At 31.7% G+C, this 25321-nt stretch carries 24 protein-coding genes and 1 riboswitch; of the genes, 5 read left to right on the top strand and 19 right to left on the bottom strand.

Annotation, left to right across the window (positions count from 1 at the left end; genetic code table 11):
* From G9F72_RS02150 to G9F72_RS02095, 11 genes are all read right to left on the bottom strand, one after another.
* Positions 1-1044, bottom strand: a complete 1044-nt coding sequence (locus tag G9F72_RS02150) for a hypothetical protein (protein WP_224675924.1) — start codon at positions 1042-1044, stop codon at positions 1-3.
* A 1-nt stretch (position 1045) separates the two neighbouring features.
* Complete coding sequence (gene ablA, locus G9F72_RS02145) at positions 1046-2299, bottom strand: lysine 2,3-aminomutase (protein ID WP_164956827.1); 1254 nt, start codon at positions 2297-2299, stop codon at positions 1046-1048.
* A 106-nt stretch (positions 2300-2405) separates the two neighbouring features.
* Positions 2406-3443, bottom strand: coding sequence for a zinc-binding alcohol dehydrogenase family protein (locus tag G9F72_RS02140; protein WP_164956828.1), 1038 nt, complete (start codon positions 3441-3443; stop codon positions 2406-2408).
* A gap of 12 nt (positions 3444-3455) precedes the next feature.
* Complete coding sequence (locus tag G9F72_RS02135) at positions 3456-4121, bottom strand: 3-oxoacid CoA-transferase subunit B (RefSeq protein ID WP_164956829.1); 666 nt, start codon at positions 4119-4121, stop codon at positions 3456-3458.
* A gap of 1 nt (position 4122) precedes the next feature.
* Positions 4123-4776, bottom strand: a complete 654-nt coding sequence (gene atoD, locus G9F72_RS02130; protein ID WP_164956830.1) for an acetate CoA-transferase subunit alpha — start codon at positions 4774-4776, stop codon at positions 4123-4125.
* A 43-nt stretch (positions 4777-4819) separates the two neighbouring features.
* Positions 4820-5635: a 3-keto-5-aminohexanoate cleavage protein gene (locus G9F72_RS02125; protein WP_164956831.1), complete on the bottom strand. Its 816-nt coding sequence runs from the start codon at positions 5633-5635 to the stop codon at positions 4820-4822.
* Positions 5636-5696: 61 nt separating this feature from the next.
* Positions 5697-6077, bottom strand: a complete 381-nt coding sequence (locus G9F72_RS02120) for a hotdog fold domain-containing protein (protein ID WP_164956832.1) — start codon at positions 6075-6077, stop codon at positions 5697-5699.
* Positions 6078-6253: 176 nt separating this feature from the next.
* Positions 6254-6433: riboswitch (Lysine riboswitch) on the bottom strand.
* 82 nt (positions 6434-6515) lie between these two features.
* Positions 6516-7406, bottom strand: a complete 891-nt coding sequence (locus G9F72_RS02110; RefSeq protein WP_164956834.1) for a GNAT family N-acetyltransferase — start codon at positions 7404-7406, stop codon at positions 6516-6518.
* Between the two features lie 14 nt (positions 7407-7420).
* Positions 7421-8179, bottom strand: coding sequence for a DUF2087 domain-containing protein (locus tag G9F72_RS02105; RefSeq protein WP_164956835.1), 759 nt, complete (start codon positions 8177-8179; stop codon positions 7421-7423).
* A 297-nt stretch (positions 8180-8476) separates the two neighbouring features.
* Positions 8477-8908 carry a hypothetical protein gene (locus tag G9F72_RS02100; RefSeq protein WP_164956836.1) on the bottom strand — a complete coding sequence of 144 codons (432 nt, stop codon included), beginning with the start codon at positions 8906-8908 and terminating at the stop codon, positions 8477-8479.
* Between the two features lie 134 nt (positions 8909-9042).
* The gene (locus G9F72_RS02095; RefSeq protein WP_164956837.1) at positions 9043-10143 is read right to left on the bottom strand and encodes a hypothetical protein; all 1101 of its coding nucleotides are present in this window, start codon (positions 10141-10143) and stop codon (positions 9043-9045) included.
* A 121-nt stretch (positions 10144-10264) separates the two neighbouring features.
* Between G9F72_RS02095 and G9F72_RS02090 the strand changes: the two genes are divergently transcribed.
* Positions 10265-10426 (top strand): hypothetical protein, encoded by a 162-nt coding sequence (locus G9F72_RS02090; protein WP_224675923.1) that lies wholly within the window; start codon positions 10265-10267, stop codon positions 10424-10426.
* Between the two features lie 97 nt (positions 10427-10523).
* On the opposite strand, the gene G9F72_RS02085 is transcribed toward G9F72_RS02090, so the two are convergent.
* From G9F72_RS02085 to G9F72_RS02065, 5 genes are all read right to left on the bottom strand, one after another.
* Entirely contained in the window at positions 10524-12551 is a 2028-nt protein-coding gene (locus G9F72_RS02085) for a urocanate hydratase (RefSeq protein WP_164956838.1), read from the bottom strand.
* A gap of 233 nt (positions 12552-12784) precedes the next feature.
* Positions 12785-13246: a two-component system response regulator gene (locus G9F72_RS02080; RefSeq protein ID WP_164956839.1), complete on the bottom strand. Its 462-nt coding sequence runs from the start codon at positions 13244-13246 to the stop codon at positions 12785-12787.
* Between the two features lie 257 nt (positions 13247-13503).
* Positions 13504-15831: a hypothetical protein gene (locus G9F72_RS02075; RefSeq protein ID WP_164956840.1), complete on the bottom strand. Its 2328-nt coding sequence runs from the start codon at positions 15829-15831 to the stop codon at positions 13504-13506.
* Between the two features lie 63 nt (positions 15832-15894).
* Complete coding sequence (locus G9F72_RS02070; RefSeq protein WP_202054842.1) at positions 15895-18006, bottom strand: efflux RND transporter permease subunit; 2112 nt, start codon at positions 18004-18006, stop codon at positions 15895-15897.
* Between the two features lie 24 nt (positions 18007-18030).
* Positions 18031-18654, bottom strand: a complete 624-nt coding sequence (locus G9F72_RS02065; protein ID WP_224675922.1) for a TetR/AcrR family transcriptional regulator — start codon at positions 18652-18654, stop codon at positions 18031-18033.
* Between the two features lie 288 nt (positions 18655-18942).
* Here G9F72_RS02065 and G9F72_RS02060 point away from each other — a divergent pair, with 288 nt between their 5' ends.
* Positions 18943-20049, top strand: a complete 1107-nt coding sequence (locus tag G9F72_RS02060; protein WP_164956841.1) for an AI-2E family transporter — start codon at positions 18943-18945, stop codon at positions 20047-20049.
* 4 nt (positions 20050-20053) lie between these two features.
* Here the strand turns inward: G9F72_RS02060 and tsaD are convergent, their stop codons facing one another.
* Positions 20054-21076: a tRNA (adenosine(37)-N6)-threonylcarbamoyltransferase complex transferase subunit TsaD gene (gene tsaD, locus G9F72_RS02055; RefSeq protein WP_164956842.1), complete on the bottom strand. Its 1023-nt coding sequence runs from the start codon at positions 21074-21076 to the stop codon at positions 20054-20056.
* Positions 21077-21379: 303 nt separating this feature from the next.
* Between tsaD and G9F72_RS02050 the strand changes: the two genes are divergently transcribed.
* From G9F72_RS02050 to G9F72_RS02040, 3 genes are all read left to right on the top strand, one after another.
* Positions 21380-22015, top strand: coding sequence for a RusA family crossover junction endodeoxyribonuclease (locus G9F72_RS02050; RefSeq protein ID WP_164956843.1), 636 nt, complete (start codon positions 21380-21382; stop codon positions 22013-22015).
* A gap of 127 nt (positions 22016-22142) precedes the next feature.
* Positions 22143-22286 carry a hypothetical protein gene (locus G9F72_RS02045; protein ID WP_164956844.1) on the top strand — a complete coding sequence of 48 codons (144 nt, stop codon included), beginning with the start codon at positions 22143-22145 and terminating at the stop codon, positions 22284-22286.
* 238 nt (positions 22287-22524) lie between these two features.
* On the top strand, positions 22525-23553 hold the full coding sequence (locus G9F72_RS02040; protein WP_164956845.1) for a branched-chain amino acid aminotransferase: 1029 nt from the start codon (positions 22525-22527) through the stop codon (positions 23551-23553).
* Positions 23554-23603: 50 nt separating this feature from the next.
* Here G9F72_RS02040 and G9F72_RS02035 read toward each other — a convergent pair whose 3' ends face one another.
* On the bottom strand, positions 23604-24977 hold the full coding sequence (locus tag G9F72_RS02035) for an MATE family efflux transporter (protein ID WP_224675921.1): 1374 nt from the start codon (positions 24975-24977) through the stop codon (positions 23604-23606).
* Positions 24978-25065: 88 nt separating this feature from the next.
* On the bottom strand, positions 25066-25218 hold the full coding sequence (locus tag G9F72_RS02030) for a hypothetical protein (protein ID WP_164956847.1): 153 nt from the start codon (positions 25216-25218) through the stop codon (positions 25066-25068).
* Between the last annotated feature and the right edge of the window lie 103 nt (positions 25219-25321).

The following is a 25321-nucleotide window of genomic DNA, read 5'->3' as shown; positions in this document are numbered from 1 at the left end:
TTACTCCCCCCCAATTACATCAAATACAGGTATATTCAAATTATTCCTAAGTCCATCTAAAAACTTATACTTATCAAATTCATACCCATAAGGTGATTTTGGATTAGCTGTAACACAAACTATATTAATGGGATTTATTGTTTTTATAATTCCACCTTGAACCTTAAATTTATAAAGGGTATCCCTAGATAAAAATAGCTTTGTTCCATCTTCAACTAGGAAAGTTACCCCTCTATACATTTTTGTGGTGGTCATAATATCTTCTAGAAGATTATCTGAAACAACACCCTTGATAACTACATAGGAGGTATTTTCGTCTATTTCCTCAACAATTTCCTTAGAAGATCCCAGTGCCGTAAGTGCATCTAGAATTTTCATACTATTATCGCGGCGTATAATACCTATTCTTGCTTTGCACAAAACTTCGCTGGCCAGCTTTAATATTTCATCATCCACTTCATTTTCTGTGGATAATAATTTAACAGCATGACTAGTTTCTTCTATAACCACACTCATACTTTTTGATAGTGCTGCTCCAGTTGATAAAATTGTAGCCTTAGTAATTGATGGAGAAGCAAAAGTTTTTCTACTAAGGGCACCATCCACAATTACAAGTTCACTTCCAAGCCTTTTAAGTTCATCACATATTAAAGTCATATAAGAATTAACGGATGGACCGCCCAAATCTACATATCCGTCACTTAGAGCTCTGCATATAATTATTTCTCCCATAGGAGTATGAAACCCTGTAGTTTTTAGTATTTCTCTAGTTATATCACTATTTAATAAGCATTGTTTTGCAGTAGCAATTAAAGTTCCGCACTCTACGTAAATTTTAGGTTTCTCTGCTCCTGTTACTATATCCTGATCTTCTCCGTCTCTTCCTATAGAGGTAAGCCCGAGGGATATCTTCCCTCTGGCTTCTTTCAATATGTGATTTAAGGTGGTTGTTTTTCCTACATTTTTATTCATTCCTATTATAGAAATGCTGTCATATTTTTGAACCATTTGGAAAATACTTAGCATTTTTGATTCTAGTATCATTTTACTCGTGATGTGCTCTTAAATTTCTCTCAAGTCCAACTGGTTCCATTGCCATTCCCTCATGATTTAATAGTCCTGCAACTCCTACTTTGTGAACCTTCTTAGATCCTTCGCAAACGTCGCAGTGGCAGTCTGATGTATAGCTAGTTGGTTGTTGATAAGAAGTTATAACGCCTTCAAAGTTTCTAAGTATTACTTTTTCAGGGCTTTGAGATATAAGATAGCTTGGCATTACTGGAATTTTTCCACCACCACCTGGCGCATCAACAACAAATGTTGGTATACAAAATCCTGAAGTATGCCCTCTTAGTGCTTCAATAATTTCTATTCCTTTAGATACTGGTGTTCTAAAGTGCTCAAGTCCCATTGAAAGGTCACATTGATAGATATAGTAAGGTCTAACTCTAATTTTAACAAGGTCATGTACTAAATCCATCATTACATGTGGACAATCATTAACTCCTTTTAAAAGAACTGATTGGTTTCCTAGAGGTATTCCTGCATTTGCCATCCTCTCGCAAGCAAGTTTTGACTCCTGTGTAATTTCATTTGGATGATTAAAATGAGTGTTAAGCCAAATTGGATGATATTTCTTTAACATATCTACAAGTTCTAGCGTAATTCTTTGTGGAAGAACTACTGGTACTCTTGAACCTATTCTTATTATTTCAACGTGAGGAATTTCTCTTAATTTTTTAATTATATATTCTAATTTTTCATCTGAAATAAGCAGTGCATCTCCACCTGATAATAAAACGTCTCTAACTTGCACCGTATTTTTGATGTACTCTATGGCTTTATCTATTCTTTCCATTGGCATAGAACTATCACTTTGTCCTGCGAATCTTCTTCTTGTACAATGTCTACAATACATTGAGCACATATCTGTTACTAATATTAATGCTCTGTCTGGATATCTATGAGTGAGTCCTGGCACTGGAGAATCTGCATCTTCATGTAATGGGTCTAATAAATCAGCATCTGCCTTATGCAATTCTAATGCAGTTGGTATAGCTTGCTTTCTTATTGGATCATGTGGATCACTTGGATCTATTAATGCTAAATAATAAGGGGTTATAGCCATTCTTAATGTTTGAATACATTGTTTAACCCCTTCTTCTTCATCTGCTGTTAGAGGTATATATTTCTTAAGATCCTCCACAGTTTCAATTCTATTTTTAACCTGCCACTTCCAATCGTTCCACTGCTCATCTGTTACATCTTTAAATAATTCAAACCTTCTATTGACTCTCATATTAGTACCTCCATCGTGTAATATTTTTTTCATGATGTGTTGCTGATATGTTAATATGTTTTAGAGATCATGTAATATAGCCTAATATTGCCTCTGTAAATCACTATTAAACGTATAATTCTTCGAATACACTTCTTAATGTTTCATTTTCTCTTAACTCTTCAAGAGTTATTTCTGCATGACCTTTAGTATACCCATTTCCTACAATCATAGTAACATCTTTACCTACACCCTCAGCTCCAAGTGCTGCTTTTGTAAAGCTTGTAGCCATTGAGAAGAAGTAAACTATCCCGTTATCTTTTACTGGCAGTATTGTTGACATTTCAGTATTTGGTACGTTAACTATGTTTATTGCTACATCAACTTCTTGCCCATTATTATGTGCTAGTGTAGTATTCATTACATCAATAGCATTTCTAGCATCTCCAATAACTATTTGCATTCTTAAATTTAATCTTTCGAGTCTTGCTTTCTCTTCCTGGTTTCTTACAAGACCTATAACGTTTCCTGTTGGTCCTACTCTTTTAACTGCTTCATAGCTGCAAAGCATTCCTGATTTTCCTGCTGCACCTAGTAGTAGAACTGATTGACCTGGTTTAACAAGTTTAGCAACTTGAGCTGGTGCTCCTGCAACGTCTAATGCTGCTAATGCTAAATTTTCATCCATATCTTTTGGAAGTTTTGCATATAAGCCACTTTGGAATAAAATTGCTTTTCCCTTTATTACAACTCTATCGATGTCTGGTTTAATATCTATAATTTCATCTATTCTGAGTGGAGTTAAAGACAATGAAACTAATGTAGAGATTTTATCTCCAACTTTAAGATCAGTTATTCCAATTAGTGCTTCACCTATTTTTTCAACTGTTCCAATAAGCATTCCGCCTGAACCTGTTACAGGATTTTGCATCTTTCCACTGGTCGTAACAATTTTAATAATTTTAGCTTTTATTTTTTCAATATCATGGCCCGCCTCTTCCTCTATTTGAGTAAAACTAGCTGAATCAATATTTAAAGCTTGAACATCAATTAAAATTTCATTATCAAATATGTTCATATCATTTGAGATTTTAGTTGCTGGTTGTGGTAGAACTCCTTTTGGTTCTAGTACTCTGTGAGTTCCGTATTTACATCCTTTATTCATCATGAGTTCCTCCTATATATCCATTATTTTTAGATCTTCTGATATGATGAGTTCAGCTTCTGTAAGTGATTTAACCTCATCTATTGTTGTATGATTATATATTTCCTTTAAAACCAAACCTGCTTTAGTAACTTCTATTACACAGAGCTCCGTAACTATAAGGTTAACTTGTGCTTTTGCAGTTAATGGTAATTTACATAGCTTTAATATTTTAGGAACTCCATTCGCTGTATGTTGCATTGCAACAATAACTTCTTTAGCTCCTACTACTAAATCCATTGCTCCACCCATGCCAGGAACCATTTTGCCTGGTACAATCCAATTGGCTAAATTTCCTTCCTGGTCTACTTCTAGTGCCCCAAGAACAGTCATATCAACGTGTCCACCTCTTATTAAGGTGAAAGACATTGCACTGTCAAAAAAAGCGCCTTGGGGAAGTATTGTACTATATTGTCCCCCTGCATTGGTTATATCTTTATTTTCTACTCCTTTTTCTGGTACAGCTCCCATTCCAACCATTCCATTTTCCGATTGGAAAGTAACATGTATACCTTCTGGAATATAATTTGTAACTAATGTTGGAAGTCCTATGCCTAGGTTAACAAGTTGTCCATCCTTTAATTCTTTAGCAATTCTTTTCGCAATAATTTGTCTTGCAAGCACACTATCCGTAATCATATTAGTCCTCAACTCCTATAATATAATCAATCAATACACTTGGAGTAACAATATTATTTGGATCAAGCTCTCCAACTTTAACAATAGTTTCAGCTTCAACTATTACAATTTCTGCTGCTGTAGCTATAATGGGATTAAAGTTTCTTGTTGTTCCATAATAAACTGCATTTCCAATTTCATCCACTACACTTGCATAAACAAGTGCTAAATCTGCTTTAATTGGAAGTTCTAATAAATATTCTTTTCCCTCTATTGTTAGCTTTTGTTTTCCTTCTTCCACCATAGTTCCAACCCCTGTAGGTGTAAGTATTCCACCAAGCCCAGCTCCACCTGCTCTTATTCTTTCAATTAGTGTTCCCTGTGGCACAAGATCTACTTCCATTTTTCCTTCTGTCATAAGCCTACCTGTTTCGGCATTTGTCCCTATATGAGAAGCTACGACCCTCTTAACTTGACCATTAACTATAAGTTTCCCTATACCTTTGTCTACGAAACTGGTATCATTGGCTATTATAGTTAAATTTTTAACATTCGATTCCATTAATAGATTAATCATCTTATGGGGTGTTCCACAGGCTAAAAAACCACCAATCATTATTGACATTCCATCTCTAAATAAAGGCCTAATTTGTTCTAAAGATACAACCTTATTCATTAATAATACCTCCTTGTATTCCTCTAGGGGATATAACAATGCACTATAAACCTAATATTTCTCTTGCTTCCTTAGGACTAGCAATTTCTCTGCCCAGCTCTTTCGCAAGTCTAACTACTCTTTCCACGAGTTCTGCATTTGATTTAGCTGGTATACCTTTTTCAATATACACATTATCTTCAAATCCAACTCTTACATGTCCGCCCATAACAATAGCCATAGCTGCCATTTGGAATTCACTTCTACCAATACCTGATACAGTGAAAGTGCTTCCAGCAGGTATGCTTCCCTCCATGAATACTAAATCTCTAGGAGTTGCCGAAATCCCCCCATTTACGCCCATAACAAAATTAAAATGCATTGGCGTTTTTATAAAACCTTTCTTTTGAAGTCTTATAGCCATATCTATCATGCCCTTATCAAAAACTTCAATTTCTGGTTTTACTCCTAGTTCAATCATCTTTTCACCAAATTCTTTAATGGTATTTTCAGTGTTTACGAATACGTCATCTCCACCAAAATTACAAGTCCCTGCATCTAAGGTTGCCATTTCCGGCCTTAAATCAACAGGTTGCAATCTTTCTGCATTACTCATGCCAACCGCTCCCCCTGTTGATGGTTGAACAATTACATCCGGACATCTATCTTTAATTGCTTTCATGCAGGCACTAAATCTTTCCCTATCTTGAGTAGGTGTTCCATCATCTTGTCTTACGTGTAAATGAATAATGCTAGCTCCTGCTCTATATGCTTTTTCAGCCTCATTTGCTATCTCCAAAACAGTGTATGGCACATTTGGATTATGTTCTTTTGTAACTTCTGCTCCACATATAGCTGCAGTAATTATTAATTTTTCCATTTGGTATCCCCCTTTAAAATATAAATCACTAGATGAAAAAGTTTACATTATATGCTTTATATTATTTTCTTTGTTTGTCTTTTAGAACTACACAAGTCCCGCTTGCCCTACAAACCACAATTGGCTCCGCTAATACATCGCAAGCTGAATCATTAATCTCTGGTCTTGGTACTATAACTTTTCTTGCTTCAAAAATCATTTTTCTTGAAGAATTTCCTACACTCACTATTTCTCCAACAGCTTCTATAAAGTCGCCTGCATAAACCGGTGCTAAGAATTCTATAGCATCATATGCTTTAAATAACCCCTCATCGCCATCGTTTAAAATTAAAAGTTCTGTAGCTACATCCCCAAATAATTGAAGCATTCTTGCTCCGTCCACTAAGTTTCCACCATAATGTGCATCATGTGCACTCATTCTTAATCTGATTAAAGATTTCATTTTAACTTCCTCCTCTTTTATTGTAGTTGTCATGTTTATACTACTTAATTCTCTTTTATCTTTTCAACTTCCTTATTTCTATTTTATTTTGAAAATAAAAAAAGGCGCTGAATTCTCAGTGCCTTAATAAACAAAAGTAGCTAGCCTATTAATGCAATGAAAAATTACTTTTCCATTACATAAATAGCCCTCCATAAAAATCTTTATGGCAGTGATAGAAATCTGATCTCTATCCCCAAGAATATGTTGAAGAACCAAAATACTCTTTCGGCAAACGAATACTTCATTTTTGATATCGGATGTTCCTATCCTTATCATTCAAAAACTACCTCTTTATCTGCGCCTCTATTTATGTGAATTATTAAATTTTAATTTTATTCGTCTCTGCCATAATTATAATCTGTAAATAATTCAAATACAATACTTTTCAGAAAATTATTATTTTTTTTCAAACCAATAAGAAAATACACATTCCAGATCGAATCCCATATCTCTATACATGGCCATTGCAATTTCATTGGATGTAATTACTAAAAGTTTAATCTCATCTAATTTTTTTTCATATAGCTTATTAATACATTTAACTAATAATAATTTACCTAATCCCATGTGTTGGAAGCTAGGTGTAATTGCTAATGAATCAATCCATCCTATGTTTCCATCATTGGAAAGTTCATATATACCACAGGGTTTTTTATTAAAAAAACATATTCCAATCAAATCTTCATTGTTAGCATATTGAACTATATAATCTTTTACTTCTACCTCATCTATAGTTCCTCCATTAGGACTATTTTTAAAAGCTTCATTATGAATATTCATGTACTCCTGTGAATTTGAAATACAAAGAGGCCTAAGTTCCATATCCTTGTTTAATTTCAAACTCGTATTTTTATCTCCTCTATATCCTATGACCACCGCATCATAAATATGACTAAATTCAAATTTATTAATATATGGAATAAGGTGTTTTTCACTTTCACGAATACCAATTTTTATACTTATAGCACTACACATATTGCAATATTCAACTATTTTTTTAATCAAAAAATTTAAAAATATCTCTGCATTTTCTTTTTTAACATATATATCTGTAATAAATGCCTCTCCTCTAACACTGATTTCCTTGGTTATTAAGGCTAAACTTCCTTTAATTTGGCCTTTTTGAAATATTATAAAAACGGTGTTCCCATCATTAAAAGTATCACTTTCATATATTCTAGTCATTTCTAAATAGCTTTTATTATAAGTCGAATCCGTACTTTTTATGAAATTATATAATTCCTTTCTTTGCTGAGAGGATATTACTTTAAATTCCTTAATCTCCATTCACTCATCCCCTTTTAGTCATTTATCCAATAAGCACTACCATTGTCCTCTCTATCCATAAATCCATATTGAATTAAATATCTACGAAGAGCTGCATAATCTTCATGCATGGATTTTATAATTTCATTGACTTCCTTTTCTGTATATCTCTTATTTTGCTGAAATTTTTGTAACAAATACTGAAGAATAATGATCTTTTTCTTTTCAGCCCTTGGTATCTTAACTATTTTATCATTTACAATATAATTTTTAATAATATTTTCTTTTTCTATTTCGGTAATTGTATATCTCTCATCCACCATAGTTGCCCTCCTATGAATTTGCACCAATTTATTATCGTTATCATCCGCATCATTTTTTGAAAGTAATGTCATCAAAGCTAAAAAGGTTTTTGCTTGTTTTTCTTTTTCTCTTAATTTAAATCTGTGATTTCTGATAGTTGATTCACTACCATCCCCCTCTAGTTTCACAATCTCTTTATCACTATACCCCTTATGAAAATATTCTAAAATCTTACTTTGAACCTCTGATAACCCTGTATACTTTTTATCTAGTGACAATAAATATTCAAAAACACCTCCGTGAACTTTATCTATATGAACCGAAGCAGCCATGGCAGCTTCCATAAGTACTCCCCCATCATTAAATATAAGTCCTCTAGTGAATTTCTCTCCACAAATAAGGCAAATATAATTTTCTGAAATTTCATCATAAATATACCCTTTAGACATATCCTCTACAGATGAAGCCCAAAACAATTTTGAAATATCCATATTAATCCCATCCTTCTAGCTTAACTTGTTTATTTACTATAAACTTATATAATACATTATATTCCACTATTTTATATTTGTAAACCATTTTAATTATTGTTTATTTATTTATAGATAATAAAATTTATTGTTTACAATTACCTTTAATTTAAAAAGCTATCAAAAGGTTTTTTACCCTTTGATAGTTACTTATATCTTTTAACTTGATAAAAGGCATCATCAAAAAATAACTAGTCATTATACTAGCCTATCTTTTGATGATGCCTAAATAGTGAACCTAAATGCGTATTATTTTAATTATCCAATTGATTTATATATAACTTGTCCTAAATAAGTACATAATATAATTATTATCATAGATAATACCACTTGAACCGTTCCTTTTTTCAGTGAAAAAGAAAAGCTTTTGCTAGGTTTTTTGTTTATTAAAAGTTTCTTTGTGGTTAATGTATTATCATGTTGTACTGCTTTAGGATTAGGATAAATAACTTCTTCTTTTAAATAAGCAGCTATACTTATAATTAAAACAAAAGCTGATAGAATTCTTGCAATAGAGAAAAAATTCATATTCATAGAGTAACCTATCAATGCAGCTATTGGTATAATAATGCCCAGTAACATAGCTAATTTGCTACCTATTAATTTTGGTATAGATTTTGGTATAGACATTGGTTGAGACTTTACATGGGTTTTTGTATTTTGAGCCCTATAAGTATTATTCTTTTTCATAATAACCCTTCTTCCATATTTTTTTCCAAAACTCTTAAGGTTATTATACCAAATTTTTAAATATTTGTTAACAATATTTTATATGCTCATGAAAATAAACTCTACTGTTTAGTTTCTATATAATTTTTCAAAATTTAAAAAGTTTCCATATCATATATATCAATATCCTCTAATAAGGTTATTTCTGAAATAGAATCCTTAGGAAATTCTTTAGCCAAAACTTGTTTAAATTTTTTAAGCTGTTGATCAGAGAGTTCTAGTTTCTTTGGAGTCGAATTCTCTATCTTAATAAGATTATCATCTTTTAATTTGTATATAAATTCATTACCTACAATACTTATATTATTTTTATCGTCAAATTCTAGATCTCCAGTTGTATCACTACTTATGCTTATCTTCTTTAAATTGCTTATGGATTTATTATCATTATTAACTTTAACTATATTAAGATATGCACTTACTTCACCCTTTGGATCTGCTGAATTTGCCACCGAACTTCTAAATGCAATCATCTTTCCATCTTTAGATATCACACCATCAAATATTTCTTCTTTATCGTTACTCGCCTCAAAAATCTTATTACCATTAAGGAATAAATTAGCTTTTGGTGCTGGAAATATATGAGGTGTACTGCTATAAAGAATATTTTTTTTATCTATAGTAACATCCCTTATAGTACCCACACAAGATATTAATTCCTCTTTATTTTTAATATTGTATACCGCATATCCTGAAAGTGAGGGGTTAATGTGACCTGTGACCAAAATATTCACATTATCTATCCATTTCAAATCGATAATTTGTTGGACATTTTTATTATCTATAACAATATCTGTTAGACTTTCAGTTTTAATGTTATAAATAATTACATGTGGTGGATATATTGCTTTTTCTTGATTATAATACCTAAATACTATTTTTGTTTTATCTGGAGAGAGTTTTAATAAATCCTTGGATTTTGAATTATCCCCTATTGATTTAATTTGTCCATTTATTTCATCATAAAGATAAACATTGTTATTCTTTTCAAATGCTATCTTTGTTATTTTACTATTAACAACTACTTGCTCTTCGTTCTTACCCTCAGTATTTTTACTTGGTAAAATTACTTTATTTTCACTGTGTTTCCACATCTTACTTGAACCTGCCACTAGAGCAAATATGCTTAAAACTAAACACAAAGCAATAATGAATAGCTTGAAAATTTTTTTTATTTTTTTCTCATGGATAGTCATAATTTTGCTCCTCTTATAGTCATAAGAATAATTACTTTTTTAATCATTGAAACACACACTATTATACCCCACTTATATTAGTGTATCAACTAGAATGTATTATATTTAACACAATTTCTATATGTTAAAATTTTCATTTAGACAACCCAATTTTTCTGAAAAAGAAGATCCAACAAAATACTCATTGGATTACGAAAAGCTCAAAAGTTTTCCACCCACAATATTAACCGCATCAAGAAATAATAAAATGGCTGGAGGAGAAAATCGAAATAATTTAACATAAAAATAACACAACGTATAAAATTAATTATGCGTTGTGTTATTTTTTACTATTTTAAAATAAGTTTAACAAAATCATCAGGTATTTGTTTAAATTTTTATTATTTATTAAAAACATCCTCTATAACTTTTGAGATGATTGCATCATCTGTTAAGTATGGCAATGTAATATGATCAATGTTAGCATTTTTCTTGTTGTAATCTATGCTTGTTTCTATTGAGTGTGGATTTCTGGCCCAAGCACGCCTAGCCACTCCACCCATAACATCCCAAGCCATTGATGACTTTATAACACTATCTATTCTTTCACTGCCATCAAGTACAAGCCCAAAACCACCATTAATAGATTTTCCAATTCCTACCCCTCCGCCATTATGAAGAGCAATTAAACTCATACCTCTAGCAGCATTTCCTGCAAAACATTGAACTGCCATGTCTGCCATTACGTTACTACCATCTTTTATATTAGAAGTTTCTCTAAATGGAGAATCAGTTCCACTTACATCATGGTGATCTCTCCCCAGCATTATAGGTCCAACTTCTCCTTTCCGTACCATATCATTGAATTTCAAGGCAATATCTATTCTTCCTTGTGCATCTTGATAAAGTATTCTAGCCTGGGTTCCAACTACCAATTTATTCTTTTCTGCATCTCTTATCCAAATATAATTGTCTCTGTCCTGTCCACGCCTATTTGGATCAATACATCCCATAGCCGCCTTATCAGTCTTTACTAAATCTTCATGATTTCCACTTAAGCAAACCCATCTAAAAGGCCCATAACCATAGTCAAAAAGCATTGGTCCCATTATATCTTCTACATAAGATGGAAATATAAATCCATCTTTCTCATCAATACCATTCTTGGATATTTCTATAGCACCTGCATCATAAATAGCTTTCATAAAGGAATTTCCATAATCAAAGAAATATGTCCCTCTATCTACCATTAGCTTAACTAGCTCAAAATGTTTAATCAAGGTTTTATCAACTAGCTTTATAAATTTATCTCTGTCTTCTTTTAATAGTCTTGTTCTTTCTTCAAAGGTCACACCTTGTGGTGCATATCCTCCATCATACGGTGCATGGCAAGAGGTTTGGTCTGATAATAAATCTATCTTTATGTTTTTATCTACCACATATTGGAGCAGATCCACTATATTTCCGTGGTAAGCAATAGAAATACACTCTTTCTTTTCTATTTTTTCTGCCACAATATTAAATATCTCTTTAAGGTTATCTGAGGCAATATTTACCCACCCTTGATCGAGCCTTGTTTTAATTCTTGAATAATCAACTTCTGCTATAATTCCAATACCATTCGCAATTTCTATAGCTTTAGGTTGAGCCCCACTCATTCCACCAAGTCCAGAAGTTATAAATGTTCTACCTGTTAAATCACCATCGTCTGGTATTCCAAGTTTCAATCTCCCTGCATTAAGTAATGTATTAAATGTCCCATGTACTATCCCTTGTGGTCCAATGTACATCCATCCTCCTGCTGTCATTTGGCCATAGTTTGCAACTCCAAGCTGAGTTGCTACATGCCAATCCTTTGGATTATCAAACATTCCTATCATAAGCCCATTAGTTATAATAACTCTTGGCGATTGCGGTGATGATTTAAAAAGTCCAAGTGGATGTCCTGACTCTAGTACAAGAGTTTGATTCTCCGTTAAATTTTCTAAATATTTTTTTATCAGTGTATACTGCATCCAATTTTGACATACCTGTCCCGTTTCGCCATAGGTTACTAATTCATAAGGGTATAACGCTATGTCTGAATCTAAATTATTATCAATCATAACTTGAAAAGCCATGCCCTCTAAGCAATTACCACTATATTCATTTATGGATTTTCCATAAATGCGGCCTTGAGGTCTATAACGGTATCCATATATTCTTCCTTTTGTAATTAATTCCTCCATAAACTCTGGTGCCAGCACTGCATGATGTTTTTCTGGAATATAGCGAAGTGCATTTTTAAGAGCCAGCTCTGCTTGCTCTTTTGAAAGGGTAAATCCTCTGTCTGGAGCTCTTCTAATTTCTGGTGCAAATTCAGGCATACTTGGTAGTTCATCATCTATCTTAATAGTCATAGCCTGTTCGATTTCAAAATTATTAATCATATCTGTATCCTCCTGTGTTAACAATATTGTGTTATGTACCTACTTTAAATATTATTATTATTTTTATTTTCTGTATATTAAATATATTCTGCACTTTTTCGCATATCCCTTCAATTTCTCAGTAGAAATAGCCATTAAATATTGTTTACACGTTAATACTTCATTATGATACATTGGTTCAAATAAATAATGAGCATACAATTATTCACAATAATCATATACTCATTATTTACTTATATTTTTTCACCACAATATTTACAAAATCTTGCAATGTCAGCATTATCATCTACTTTTCCACCACAGTATGTACAGAATGAATGCTTCGTCTTCTTATTGTGTATATTTAATGATTGTCCATTCTCTTTCATAATTTTTTCCAATTTTTCTTTAGTTACTGGAGTATGTATAAATCCATCTATTGCACTATTATTAAAATCCTCTAATTTAATATCATTACTTGAGGATAAAATACACTTTGTTTCAGTATACATGTCTTTTATCTGCTCCAGTATTTTATCTCCTGTTTTTTCTTTCATAATGAAATTTGCTATAATAAGGTTACAGTCTAGCTCTCGTACATCGCTAACTGCATTAAGTTCATTACTTATAATAACCTCATAGCCTAAATTTATAAGCATGTCCCTCATAATAAAATTTTCAAATTTACAATCATTAACTAAGAGCACTCTATACATATTTTTTCTCCTATTCAAAATATTCTTTATATGATTTGTTACTCTTTTAATATTTATTTTACTAAGATAAAACAATGATTTTATATGAGTTATAAAATTAGTCATTATTTAGTATTTATTGTATATAAGAAAAGTGTACCATTATATTTAAAACTTTACAATTTCTTTTACACTAAACTTTATAATTTACCTTACATAAAAAATACAGATTGCTGATATTTTATGTCTATCAGCAATCTGCATTTTTAAATTTAATATTATTTTTTTGCTTGATCGTTGCTACCAAACAAATTCTTTATCCAGGCAAAAAAGCCCTTCTTTTCTTCTTTTATCTCTACAACTTCTTTATCTTCTTTATTTGCCACAGACTTTACTTTTATCTCATCAGTTTTCATAATGAATTTAACTTTACCATCCATCTTATCTCCTACACCTGAAAATGTACCATAATTATTAGATATTTTTACAAGCTCATCTTTTACATCAATAACATCTTGTAAATCTCCTATCTTACTATCAACTTCACCACTTATCTTTTGTATACCATCTTTATCAAACTTTTTCATATTTTCATCTAAATCTTTACTTCCATTTGCTAATTCATCAGCGCCTTCTTTTAACTTTCCTGAATTTACAAAAAGTTCCCCCATTCCTAAACTTAATTTACTAGCCCCTTGTGTTAATGGTTTTATTCCCTCATTATTTAATTTTGTTAAACCATCTGCCACACTTTGTGACCCTACGATTAATTTTTGAGTACTTTCTCCCATTGTTTTTGTTCCTGAATTTAGACTGCTGGCAGCAGCATTTAGCTTGTCCGCCCCACCTATGAGCCCATTACTACCATTTTTAAGATTCTCTGCTGCAGGACTTAATTGTTCTCCTCCTTGTGCAAGCTGCGCTGCTCCTTTAGCTAATTCACCAGTTTTATCTGATATTTGTTTTGTGGCATTAGCTAATTCTTTCGACCCTGCTGCTGCGTTTTTATGTCCTTCTTGAAGCTGACTCATACCTGTATTTACCTGTCCTGATCCAGCTTTAATTTTTGACAGACCTTGTTCAAGTTCATTTAATCCTTGTAAAACTTCATTGCCACCATCCTTTAAAGCCACAAGACCAGCTTTTTCATTTTCTAATCCACTATTTAAATTGTCTGCTATTTCACTTGTACCAGGAATCTTCGATAGGAAGCTAACAAGTCCCTGTAATTTTTCAATTCTCGCTATTAAAGCATCATTAGATTTTATCTCTAATTCTTTACCTTTTTTGAGTTTATCTATACCTATTAAGCTTTGCTCAGTTCCATCTATTACTTGCTTTTGACCTTGTTGCAGCTTTTCAGTAGAAGTCACCATTGTATCTAGCCCCATGCTTAATGATTCCATTTTTCCTGATACTGTATTAGTTCCTTCTGCTAACTTATTAGCCCCATCTGAAAGGCCTTTAGACCCTGTAACTAATTTACCTGTTCCCTCTGCTACCTTAATTGTACCATCTGCAAAAGTTTTTGAATTTGTAGCAAAATCTAACGCACCTATTCCAAATTGCTTGGCTCCACTTCCGAATTTCGCGGTGCCTGCAGCAAATTCTTTTAATCCACCAGCTACTTGCATTGCACCCATTTGTGCTACACTCACATTTTCTCCAAGCTTTATCATACCATTATTTAATACTAAAGCCCCAGCCCCCAGCTTACTTACCCCACCTGTAAACAATGCCATGTTATCAGCTAAAGCCCTTTGATTTTCGGATAATTTACCTGTTCCCTCAGCTAGCTTAGTACTAGCATCTTGTATGTCATTAATACCCTTTATTAAATCTTGCAGCGATGAAGCACTTTTAAACTCTTCCATATTAGGAAGCTCAGTAGTCCCTGTTATCATTATAGGACCCATTTCAAAGTTTTCTACCTCTGCCGTAATTTCTAAATTCTCTTTTAAATCTAAAGTAGTCTTTTGTAAATTTAAGCTCTCTTTCATACCTGGAAGGCAAATGAAAGTAATTATTTGGTTATTACCATCATTAATTATTTTGCCACTATTAATTTTAACATTCTTAAAATTATCTATTGGCAAATCTAATATAGTTGCAGTACTAAATGGAGTATATACTTTTCTGTTTTTCCCTTTGATATTAACCATATGGCTTTCATTGTTCACATAATCTATTTTTATTTTCACTTGACCACTTTTTCCTGCCAAATCCGCTGCCTTAATTTCCTTTCCATCAAGCAAGTACTTAACATTTATATCTATAGGGAGCTTTTTATCGGTAGTTCCTCTATAATAAACATCGTTTCCCTCTAACTTCCAAGTTAAATTTTCACCAACACCATTGGGTTTTACTTCACTCTTTACATTTTTTATATCCTTTAATATAGATTTATCTTGAATTTCAACATTTTTCTCATTTGAGTGAATCCAATCACTTACTATTCTTTCTTTAACTTGACCTTGCTGATCTAACGTAACATAAACAGTTTCATCCTTTTGAATTAATTCAGTGGCATAAGTTATATTTGGAATAGCTAATGTACCTATTAACACAATGCTTAATAATCTTTTAGACATACATTTATTTTTCACATTAATACATCTCCCCTGTAGATTAACTTTTAAATTTATTATTGCGCTAATGAAAGTTATAAATTAATTTTCTGATTGTGATTTTTCTTGTAGTTTACTAATTACTCCTGGTTTAGTTTTAAAATTTCGGCTAGTAATTATTACTACTTTTTCACTTACTAATAGTATAGATGGAAGAACAAACAGGATAATTGCCGCACTTATTAGTGCTCCTCTTGCCATCATTGTGCATAGTGAACTTATCATTTCCAATTTAGAAATGATTGCTACCCCAGCCGTTGCTGCGAAGAAGGTAAATGCGCTGGTTACAATAGATTTAGCAGAGCCCTGAACCGCGAGTTCCATAGCCCTGTTTTTCTCGTATCCATTTCTCATTTCTTCTCTAAATCTTGTTGTCAGTAATATTGCATAGTCAACTGTGGCACCTAGTTGTATAGTTCCAATAACTATAGATGCTACAAATGGTATAACATTACCCATATAACATGAAATTGACATATTTATAAATATTGCGAGCTGTATAGCTAAGACCAAAATTACAGGTAAAGATAGAGAAGCAAATACTAGGAGTATTATGGCAAATATTGCACCAATGGATGCTATGCTAACATGCTTGAAGTCTACATCTGCTATTTCGGTTAAATCCTTAGTAAGAGGTCCTTCTCCTGAAACCATTGATTTCGGGTCATATTCTTTTGTAATTTTAATTATTTCATTTATTTGAGCACTTTCTTCATTTGTAGCTGCCTTATATTTAGAATTTGCCATTATTAGTTTATATCCACCCTTTTGAACCATGGCTTTAATATCCTCTGGGATAAAACTTTCTGGAATAAGTGGTCCTAAGTATTTATCTGACGAAAGTACCTTTTCAATTCCATTTACCTTTTCTACTCTCTTTACCATTTCCTTAACTTTATTAGTTTCAAGCTTATCATTTATTATAATAAAGTGTGTTGAGGTCATATTGTAATCTTTCTTTAGTTTATTTGTTGCTACAATAGAATCCAAGTTCTTTGGTAGAGATTCGTCTAAGTTGTAATAAACCTTAGTGTGATTATTTCCATAAATAGCTGGTATAAATGCAAGTAAAAATACTATAGTTATTATTTTATAGTGCTTCGTAGCCAGCTTTGATGTTTTATTGAATTCAGGCAATATGGTTTTGTGACTAAATCTATGAATAGGTTTATCAAATATTAAGATTAATGAAGGTAACACTGTTACTGTAGATATAACTCCAAGTAAAACACCCTTTGCCATTACTATGCCAATATCCTTTCCTAATGCAAGCTGCATAGTACATAATGCTAAGAACCCTGCTATAGTTGTTAGTGAACTTCCTGATATAGCCACCATGGTATTTGCTATTGCATCTCCCATTGCTCCTATATGATCATTTGGCATAAGTTCTCTTTCTTCATCATATCTATGAAGTAAAAATATCGAATAATCCATAGTTACACCAAGTTGAAGTACTGCTGCCAGTGCCTTTGTCACATAAGAAATTTGCCCTAAAAATATATTTGTCCCCATATTGTATAATATGGCGTACCCTATACCTAATAAGAAAATAAATGGAATTATAACAGATTTCATTGTTAAAGATAAAACTATTACTGATAATATCACGGCAATCATTACATAGAATGGTGTTTCTTTATCAGCTAAATCTTTGGTATCCTTTACAATTGCGGATATACCACTTAAATAACACTGCTTATTTGTTACCTTCCTTATATTTGTTATACCATTTTGAGTGGTTTCTGAAGATGCTGATTCTTTAAATTTAATTATTAACATGGTAGAATTTCCACTATAAAAAGAACTTTTAATTTCTTCTGGCAAAATTTCTTTAGGTACAGTTGTATCTAAAATATCATCCACCCAAATAACTTTTTCTACACCTTGGACTTTTGCAACCTTTGCTTTTATTTTTAAAACATCCTTAGCTTCCATGTCCTCAATAATAAGCATGGATGTGGCTGCATTTGAAAAGGTTTTGTCTAAAATGTCTTGTCCCTTCATTGAATCAAGTGTTTGTGGAAGATAGGTCAAAAGATCGTAATTTATTCTTGTATTTACCATCCCAACTACCGATGGAATGAGTAGCAATGTAGAGATAATTAAAATTATTACCCTGTTTTTCGCTATAAAATGTCCGAACTTTTTCAATTAGGTCATCCCTTCCTTATAAAATTAATTTTGTAATATTTTTTTAATTGTTTTAAATAAAATAGGTTTCATATTGTCTATAGTATCAGGCTCCTCTAAAATAATTGAGCTATAACATACTGAACCTGTTAGTTCAATAATCATAAATAATATTTTTTCTGCTTCCGTTATGCACATGGTTTCACTCACTATATTATCCATAAATACTTTTGCGATTTCCTTCATTTCATTGTACTCCATAGGTTCAGCTATGACCTTTCTATAAATCCCCCAAGAAAGATTTTTATATATAAGTCGTAGAAGCTTTTTATCTTTTCTTAAATATTCAATTATATAATCTACCAAGAAGATTACTTTATCATTAAATTCTTCAAACTCCTTATTCATAGATATCTCAATAGCTTCTTTTAAAACTTTTGAACTCTTTCTTAAAACTATCAAGTCAATAATGTGATATTTATCTTTAAAATAAAGATAAAAAGTTCCTTTAGCAACCCCTGCTTTTTTTACAATATCATTTATTGCTGTGTCATTAATTCCTTTAGTTGTAAAAAGTTCATATGCTGCATCGTATAAGTTCTTTTGTTTTTTAGACTTATTTATCTCTGATTTACTTTGTTTTTCTTTAATATTTTTATCCATCTCCATAGTGCATTTACCACCTTACTTGTGAATTTTATTTATGACCAATAGTCATTTTGCTACCACTCTTATTCAGTATATTCTTTTATGACCATTAGTCAATAATATTATTGTAAATAAATTATGAACATTTTAAATAGCTATTAATGTCCCTGACAAGAGCAAAAAAAATGACCACCATAAACTTATGGTAGCCTTAAAATTATTATAAATATCTTTTATATACACAATTTATGATATAATTATTCCATATGTTATTACTAAAATAATCATTAACTAAGGAAGTGAATTAACTTGTTTAACGATAGAAAAATCCCTTATATTAAATTAATTCCTATAATCTTATTATCATTTATTTTATTAAGAATAGTAAATGATATAGAAGTACTTACAAATGCTGCTAGTGTTTTTATATCCTACATAAGCTCCTTTATATGGGCCTTCGGTATTGCTTACTTATTAAACCCCATAATGGTTAGCATTGAAAAAAAATTCCATACAAAGCGTGCATTAACTTTACTTATTATATATGTATGTGTTTTAGGCATATCATTTTTCAGTATCACCATACTAACTCCTAATATAGGTGTAAGTATTCGCGAATTGACAGATGCAACTCCTGGCTACATAGCTAAAACTCAAATTTGGGTTTCTAATAATATGGATAAACTTCAATTGCTTGATAAATATGGTGTAACTAAATATTTAGAACAAGCTACCTCAACATTTATGTCTAACTTAACTAGGTATCTAAATACAGGTATTAATTTCGCTTTCCTAACAGCTGTAGGCTTTACCTCTTCTTTTATGAAGTTTTTGCTAGGATTTGTTGTTTCACTGTATCTTTTAAAGGATAAAGAAACCTTAATACTAAATATAAAAAGGCTGATTTATGCAGTTTTAAAAAAAGAAAATGCAGATGGCCTTCTAAAATTTAGTAATGAAGCGAATAATATTTTTTCAGGTTTTGTTATAGGTAAATTTATTGACTCCGTTATTATTGGTTTTATATGCTTTGTGGGACTTAGCATTCTAAAAATGCCCTATGTTATACTTATAAGCTTAATAGTTGGAGTTACAAATATGATTCCTTATTTTGGACCATTAATTGGAATGATTCCCGCTTTTTTTATTACTCTACTTGATAGTCCTGTAAAAGCTTTTTGGGTACTTTTGTTCATAATTATTCTTCAACAATTTGATGGATTATATTTAGGTCCAAAGATCCTTGGAAAATCTGTTGGATTAAGTCCTTTACTTATTATTCTTTCCATACTAATAGGTGGTGGAACCTTTGGAGTCCTTGGCATGTTCCTTGCAGTACCCACTATGGCAATTGTTATACTACTCGCTAATAGATTCATTAGTAGAAGACTAAAAGAAAAGGATATTAAATTATAATATCCTATCTTTCTCCAAGCTTTAAGTTTGGTATTGCATTGAGTTTTAGCCCCGAAACTCTTCCTTTAATTAATTCAAAGTAAGCTGCACTCCCAATCATCGCTGCATTATCAGTGCAAAGCACCATTTCAGGAAACAAAACTTTTATATTTCTCTTTTGCCCTTCACTTATCATAGTTTCTCTAAGGCAAGAATTTGATGCTACACCACCGGCTATTGTTATTTTATCTAAACCCTTTATTTTACATGCCTCTAAGGCATTATGAACCAAAACATTAACCACTGCCTTTTGGAAAGATGCTGCCACATCAGGTACATTAATTTTCTCATTTTTCATATTCATTTTATTTAGGTAATTTAGCACTGAAGACTTAACTCCACTAAAGGAAAAATCTAAACTATCATCATGAAAATTAGCTCTTGGAAACTTTATAGCATCTGCATTGCCTTCTTTTGCAATTTTATCTATTTTAGGACCGCCTGGATACCCAAGTCCAATAGCACGAGCCACCTTATCGAAAGCTTCTCCTGCTGCATCATCTCTCGTTTGGCCCATAACTTCAAAGTCGCCGTGGTCCTTCATGTATACAATAAATGTATGCCCACCTGAAACTACCAAACACATAAATGGTGGCTCTAGCTCTTTATATTGAATGAAATTAGCACTAATATGACCTTCAATATGATTAACCCCAATTAAGGGTTTATTAGTTGCATATGCTAGTCCCTTTGCATATTGAACTCCTACCAGTAGTGCTCCTACTAGCCCTGGACCATAAGTTACTCCTATTGCGTCTATTTCATCTAATGTAACTTTAGCCGCGTCCAATGCCTCCTGAACTACAGCACTTATTACTTCTATATGTTTTCTAGAGGCCACTTCGGGAACAACGCCTCCAAATTTTTCATGTATATCTATTTGTGATGCAATAATATTTGATAGAATTTCGCGACCATTAACTACCACTGCCGCTGCTGTCTCATCACAACTGGATTCTATTGCAAGTATTTTAATTTGCTTTTCCATTGTTTTTACCCACCTTTAATATAGTTTATATAGTTTCTTCCCATATTCATAAAAACGTTCTAAAAATATTCAATTAAAAAATTAAATTTTAAGAAGGTTAATTTTCAAGCATGTTTACATCTATTAATAACACAAATTAATTATACTTTATTAACTTTTACTTTTCAAATTTTTATACGGTTTTTTAAGTGTTCTCACTAAGTATCCCTACTTTATGATACAATTATCTATGTGATTATATCATAGAAATTAAGTTAAAAATAATAATTATCATTTATTGGAAATAAATCCTAGGGGGAAAATATGAGTAACACCTATGCAAAAGTCATAATAAAAGGCTCACCTATTTCAAAATCTAATTTTAAACTATTCAACATGAATGGCAGAGCTATTTTACCTTATAATTCTGGTAAATACCATGATAGATATGCTTTGTATGAAGAAGAAATTGCTTATCAATGTAGAATTCAAAATTCCAATATTTTTTTAACAGAGTCTCTTATCGCTGTTTTAAAAGTATATTATAAAAGCATCAAAAGACACCCAGATACAAACAACATAACAAAAAGTATTTTCGATGGTATAGAGAAAAGTGGTCTTATAGTAAATGATGCACAAGTTACAAGACTTATTATTGAGGAATTTTATGATACGGAAAATCCCAGATTTGAACTAGAGCTTTTTGGTGAAAGTACATATGCTATGAATTACGCAATAGTTGAAAAGAACGAAAAACAAACACCAATTAATTATGATCCACCTTCAAATAAGAAAAGCACAATAGGTTCTAAAGCAAATAAATCGAGTTCTATGGTGGTTAATAGCTGCTCAAAGCTCATATGTGAAGTATGTGGAAAGTCTGTATTAAAAGATAACTGTATTTCTGCAAACAAAGGTAAAACTTCACTCTGCAAAAACTGTTTCAAAAAATTATTTTAAGTACAACTTCTTCTATTATAAAAATCATAAAATGGAACAAACTGCCCTCTTTATATATACATAATACCAATAAATATGGCTATGCTATTAATATAAATAGCGCAAAATATGAAGGGAGACAGCACTCATGAACAGAAATAAAAAAACTAAAAACAAAAAGGTTAATGAAGCTATAAATAACATGGAAAACACTGCAAGTTTTAAATCCTTAAATGATATTCCTAATAATAAATTGCAGGATAAAAAAAATAGTCCTGAAGGATTAGAGTGATAATTCATCATAATATAGTTTAAAAATAACAAACTGAATAAAAAGTTGCAATAATAGATCAAGATTTTTATTATCGCAACTTTTAATTCATTTTAAAAATAAAATGAATTAAATTTATTAAAATCTTGATAATAAATGCGACACGTCCATATTTTATGTTATAATAATTTTAAATTAAAGTATATTTTATATAAATTATATTTTAATTAAAAAAAATATTACATAGTAGGGGGTTCATATGAGTAAAAATGTTAACATCGATTGGAATAAATTAGGTTTCACTTACATGAAGACAGACTTACGTTATGTTTCAATTTGGAAAGATGGAAAATGGGACGCGGGAAAATTAGTTGAAGATAACAACATTACTATAAGTGAGGCTTCAACAGCTATTCATTATGGCCAACAATGTTTCGAAGGCTTAAAAGCTTATCGTACAAAGGATGGTAAAATTCAACTGTTCAGACCTGATGAAAATGCTAAACGTATCAATAGAAGTTGTAATCGTATTCTTATGCCTGAAATACCTGTTGAAAAATTTATTGATGCATGTATTCAAGTTGTTAAAGCAAATGAAGCTTTCGTTCCACCATATGGAACTGGTGCAACACTTTATCTTAGACCTTATGTAATAGGCATCGGTGATAATCTTGGAGTAAGAACAGCACCTGAATTTTTATTTGGTATATTCTGTTGCCCTGTAGGTGCTTACTTCAAAGGTGGAATGTCTCCAGTAAACTTTATGATTTCAGAAGAATTTGATAGAGCAGCACCAAACGGAACTGGTGCTGCAAAAGTTGGAGGAAATTATGCTGCAAGTCTTTTAGCTCATGTACAAGCTGTAGAAAAAGGATTTGCAGATTGTATCTACCTTGACCCTGCAACTCATACTAAAATTGAAGAGGTTGGTGCTGCAAACTTCTTTGGAATTACTAAGGATGATGTATTTGTAACTCCAAAATCACCATCAATACTTGCTAGCATAACTAAATACTCACTATTACACGTTGCAAAAGAATATTTAGGATTGAAAACAGAAGAAAGAGATGTTCTAATTAATAATCTTTCTGAATTTAAAGAAGCAGGTGCATGTGGTACAGCTGCTGTAATATCCCCTATCGGTGGTATAGAGTATAAGAATGAACTTCATGTTTTCCATAGTGAGACAGAAGTAGGTCCAATTACTACAAAACTTTATGATACTCTTTATGGAATCCAATTTGGGGATGTAGAAGCTCCAGAAGGATGGATTGTAGAAGTAAAATAATAATTAGTATAATAAAAGGTTTACCAATTTTTATATTGGTAAACCTTTCATTATTTATCCTTAAAAACCAATTCATTATTATAAATATCTCTTGTTTTATATAAAGTTAAGCTCAAAATAAATCTCACCACTAAGTCGAGTCCCATAACTACCCATATAGCATTTATACTCATATTAAATTTATATGTTAAAAGTAGTGATAGTGGAATTCTTATTACCCAAATTCCAACACCGGCTACAATCATGGGTACCTTTGTATATCCAGCCCCTCTTAACGCTCCATTAAAAACTCCTGCAATATTTTGAGGAAGTTGCACGAGTCCCATTACTATTAAGTATATTACTCCCATTTCTACGATTTTTGCATCATTTGTAAGAAGTCTCATAACTGATCCTGGAAAAAATATTAATATAAAAGCACTTACGCTAGTAATCATAGCTGAACCTTTAAGTAATTCCTTCATATATTTTCTCCCGAGCATAGAATCTTTGGCTCCCACTGCCTGACCAATAAACGCTGTGGCTGCAACACCAAATCCCATGGCTGGCATAAAAGAAATTGATTCAGCTTGAAGTCCAAGTTGATAAGATGCCATAGCTACTTCACCATAAGATAATATGACTCTTGTTAAAATTACAGCAGATATTTGCCAAAATATTGACTCTAAGGCTGTAGGCATTCCTACTTTATATACTTTACTAATTTGTATTAAGTCTAACTTAAAGAATTTTCTATTAAGTAATGAACACAATATACCAGATTTATTAAATAACACATAAATACCAAGCATAGCGCCAGTAAACTGTGAAATTATTGTAGCAATGGCAGCTCCTCTAATTCCCAAAGCAGGTATACCAAACTTACCAAATATAAGTATAAAGCTAAAAACAATATTAGTTAAATTCATTATTAATGCTATTTTCATTGGTGTTTTGGCATTTCCTGTAGCCTGCAGTACTCCTGCCACTACAAGCATTATGGCCATAAAAGGGAGACCCCAGGATACTATCTTTAAATATATTACTGCGTTACCTAACAGGTCTGGTTTTGGATTGAAAATTTTCAGTAATAAGGGGGCCTTCCAATATACAAATTGCTGGAACATAAAAACTAAGATTATTGAAGATAACAATGTTTGTTGAATAACATGCTTAACCTTTTTAGAATTGCCTGAACCATAAGCTTGTGCTACAAATACAACTCCACCTGTTGTAATCCCCTTAAATAATGCCCATATAATTTGTGTAATCCTTGCACTAAGTCCAAGTGATACTATTGCAATAGCGTTAATACGCCCTATCATTGCCATAGAAACAAATCCGGCTGTCATCTGCAGAATATTTTCAATAGTTATAGGCAAAATCATGGAATAGATTTTTTTACGTACTTGTTTTGTATCAGTAATTTTTTCTTTATCCTCCAAGCTGCTCCCCCCTGTTGCCATAATTCACTATTTCCTTATTTCTTTATCACCATTTTCTGTGTAAAATATTTCGTTAGTTTCTTTTTTATTAGTTTCTTCCTACTAATAGGTCTTTGCCCCCTGCACCCTTTATATGTGACTGGTGATGAATTGTTTTATCTATAACATTATTTACATTATCAATTATGTCTTTACTAAGCTTTTTCCATACCTCTTCATGTGTAAGCGCAAATAACCTCATTAATTTCATCTCCTTTTATGTAGTTATACATACCTATATAATAACTTATCTCCAATATAAATTCTAGTATTTCCCATTATAAATAGAAAAAAACCATGATTTC

The sequence above is a fragment of the Clostridium estertheticum genome (assembly GCF_011065935.2).
Taxonomy (GTDB): domain Bacteria; phylum Bacillota; class Clostridia; order Clostridiales; family Clostridiaceae; genus Clostridium_AD; species Clostridium_AD estertheticum_A.
Note: the sequence above shows the minus strand (reverse complement) of the source record. Positions and strands in the feature narration are given on the sequence as shown.

What these genes read in the sequence shown, in the direction of transcription:
- G9F72_RS02150 (WP_224675924.1), bottom strand. Translation starts at nt 1,044, where the DNA reads ATGATACTAGAATCAAAAATGCTAAGTATTTTCCAAATGGTTCAAAAA.
- ablA (WP_164956827.1), bottom strand. Translation starts at nt 2,299, where the DNA reads ATGAGAGTCAATAGAAGGTTTGAATTATTTAAAGATGTAACAGATGAG.
- G9F72_RS02140 (WP_164956828.1), bottom strand. Translation starts at nt 3,443, where the DNA reads ATGAATAAAGGATGTAAATACGGAACTCACAGAGTACTAGAACCAAAA.
- G9F72_RS02135 (WP_164956829.1), bottom strand. Translation starts at nt 4,121, where the DNA reads ATGATTACGGATAGTGTGCTTGCAAGACAAATTATTGCGAAAAGAATT.
- atoD (WP_164956830.1), bottom strand. Translation starts at nt 4,776, where the DNA reads ATGAATAAGGTTGTATCTTTAGAACAAATTAGGCCTTTATTTAGAGAT.
- G9F72_RS02125 (WP_164956831.1), bottom strand. Translation starts at nt 5,635, where the DNA reads ATGGAAAAATTAATAATTACTGCAGCTATATGTGGAGCAGAAGTTACA.
- G9F72_RS02120 (WP_164956832.1), bottom strand. Translation starts at nt 6,077, where the DNA reads ATGAAATCTTTAATCAGATTAAGAATGAGTGCACATGATGCACATTAT.
- G9F72_RS02110 (WP_164956834.1), bottom strand. Translation starts at nt 7,406, where the DNA reads ATGGAGATTAAGGAATTTAAAGTAATATCCTCTCAGCAAAGAAAGGAA.
- G9F72_RS02105 (WP_164956835.1), bottom strand. Translation starts at nt 8,179, where the DNA reads ATGGATATTTCAAAATTGTTTTGGGCTTCATCTGTAGAGGATATGTCT.
- G9F72_RS02100 (WP_164956836.1), bottom strand. Translation starts at nt 8,908, where the DNA reads ATGAAAAAGAATAATACTTATAGGGCTCAAAATACAAAAACCCATGTA.
- G9F72_RS02095 (WP_164956837.1), bottom strand. Translation starts at nt 10,143, where the DNA reads ATGACTATCCATGAGAAAAAAATAAAAAAAATTTTCAAGCTATTCATT.
- G9F72_RS02090 (WP_224675923.1), top strand. Translation starts at nt 10,265, where the DNA reads ATGTTAAAATTTTCATTTAGACAACCCAATTTTTCTGAAAAAGAAGAT.
- G9F72_RS02085 (WP_164956838.1), bottom strand. Translation starts at nt 12,551, where the DNA reads ATGATTAATAATTTTGAAATCGAACAGGCTATGACTATTAAGATAGAT.
- G9F72_RS02080 (WP_164956839.1), bottom strand. Translation starts at nt 13,246, where the DNA reads ATGTATAGAGTGCTCTTAGTTAATGATTGTAAATTTGAAAATTTTATT.
- G9F72_RS02065 (WP_224675922.1), bottom strand. Translation starts at nt 18,654, where the DNA reads ATGGAGATGGATAAAAATATTAAAGAAAAACAAAGTAAATCAGAGATA.
- tsaD (WP_164956842.1), bottom strand. Translation starts at nt 21,076, where the DNA reads ATGGAAAAGCAAATTAAAATACTTGCAATAGAATCCAGTTGTGATGAG.
- G9F72_RS02050 (WP_164956843.1), top strand. Translation starts at nt 21,380, where the DNA reads ATGAGTAACACCTATGCAAAAGTCATAATAAAAGGCTCACCTATTTCA.
- G9F72_RS02045 (WP_164956844.1), top strand. Translation starts at nt 22,143, where the DNA reads ATGAACAGAAATAAAAAAACTAAAAACAAAAAGGTTAATGAAGCTATA.
- G9F72_RS02040 (WP_164956845.1), top strand. Translation starts at nt 22,525, where the DNA reads ATGAGTAAAAATGTTAACATCGATTGGAATAAATTAGGTTTCACTTAC.
- G9F72_RS02030 (WP_164956847.1), bottom strand. Translation starts at nt 25,218, where the DNA reads ATGAGGTTATTTGCGCTTACACATGAAGAGGTATGGAAAAAGCTTAGT.